This is a genomic window from Stenotrophomonas sp. 2YAF22 (genome assembly GCF_052114665.1).
GTDB lineage: Bacteria > Pseudomonadota > Gammaproteobacteria > Xanthomonadales > Xanthomonadaceae > Stenotrophomonas > Stenotrophomonas indicatrix.
The window spans coordinates 1-1,594 of record NZ_JBFRFE010000793.1 but is presented as its reverse complement, the minus strand read 5'-3'; the positions used below and the strand labels follow the sequence as shown (position 1 = coordinate 1,594).

Genomic DNA, 1,594 nt, shown 5'->3' with positions numbered 1-1,594 from the left:
GCTGCAGGCCCTGCAGTTGCGCGGCACCGATGCCGAACATGCGGCGCAGGCTGCGCGAGAGGTGGGGAAGATCGGCGAAACCGGCGGCATGCGCGCTGTCGGTCAGGCTGTGCCCGCGCAGATGATGCGCCAGCGCACTGCGCAGCCGTTGCCACAGCACCCACCCGCGCAGGGTCACTGCCAGCTCGGACTGGAAGCGCCGATGCAGCTGGCTGGTCGACAGATGCGCGGCCTCGGCGATATCGGCGGCCGGCACCGGGCCGGGCAGGTGCTGGGTGATGCGGGCCAGCGCCGCCTGCACACGGCGGTCCAGGGGCYGTGGGCGGCTCAGTCGCGGCAGCCACTCGTGCAGCTGCGCAGCATTGCCGGGCAACGACTGCAGATGCTGCTGGATCTGTTCGAGGTCGGCATGTGCCGGTTCGAGGAACACCGTGCAGCCGTCAGCGGGCGCCGACAGGATCGCGTGCGATTGGAAGGAGCGCAGCCACAGCCGTTGGCCCTGCTGCTGCACGCCATCGATCTCGACCTGCCAAGGGTCGCCCTCGCTCAGCAGCAGCTGATGGGCGTAGTGCGCGTGCGTGTCACTGTCACCGGCGTGGCCCTGCAGCACAGCCACGTGTGCATCCAGCAGCAGGGTGCCATTCCAGGGTAGAGCGGGGGAGGACATGGTGGGATTGTAGATCCACGCCATGCGTGGATGGCGTATGTCTAAAAGGTTCATGAGAAAAACACCCACGCATGGTGTGGATCTCCGTGTCGACCAAGGTCGACACCTACCAACAGCASCGGGRAACTGTCGAAGGCGGGGTGGGTCCGGTTGCRGGGGCGTGAGCGCCATGGATGGCGCGACCGAGGCTACATGGACGTACTTGCGCCGTCCCCCGCAACAGGACCTGCCTCGCCTACCCACAGGAACCCAGCTTTTGCTTCGGCTGTTGCAGTTGCCTACGCCGTTGCCTCGGCGGGTGCCGGGCGCAGCCCGGCCGCCACCTCAGCGCCCCTGCGGGTCCGGCCGGTGGTGCACGTACTCGACCACGGTGCCATCGGGATGCACCGCATTGAACGCCGCACCGGTCGGTACCACCTGCAGCGGAAAGATGATCTCGGCGCCGGCGGCCACCAGCTTGTCGTGATAAGGCCGAACGTCGTCGACCAGCAACGTGCCCGTGGTCGACGTGAACGGCGCCAGCGCCTCGTCGCAGCCTTCGATCAGCAGGAACGCACCGACCATCGCCAGCCGCAGGCCCGCATCGGGAAACGGAAAGCCGGCATCGGCGACCACACCCTGCAGCTGCTCGTAGAAGGCCACGCTGCGTTCCAGTTCGCCGGGGGCGACGAACACCCGGATCAGCACGCGCGGGCTGCGCTGGCTGGAGGTGTCACAGCGGTCGCGCCAGAGATGGTCGAAGTCGCGATGTACGGTCATGGGCTCGATTCGTCGCCGGGGAGAACCATTATCGGCAGCGCCGTGCAGCCCGTTGATGACCGCCGGTGATGGGCTGATAACCAGTCCGCACATCGCGCCTGTGACTTAGGTCCTGTTGACAGCGATGAACGCCCTCGCACACTCTTCACATGATGGGTCGCCCTGCGC

General features: G+C 67.1%; 2 protein-coding genes. Both read right to left on the bottom strand.

Translation table 11 applies throughout. The annotated features are described in order from the left end of the window. On the bottom strand, positions 1-691 hold a 691-nt coding region (locus tag AB4Y84_RS21180; protein WP_442250878.1), incomplete at its 3' end, for a helix-turn-helix domain-containing protein. Positions 692-991: 300 nt separating this feature from the next. Continuing rightward, entirely contained in the window at positions 992-1,426 is a 435-nt protein-coding gene (locus AB4Y84_RS21175; RefSeq protein WP_025878496.1) for a VOC family protein, read from the bottom strand. Positions 1,427-1,594 lie beyond the last annotated feature (168 nt).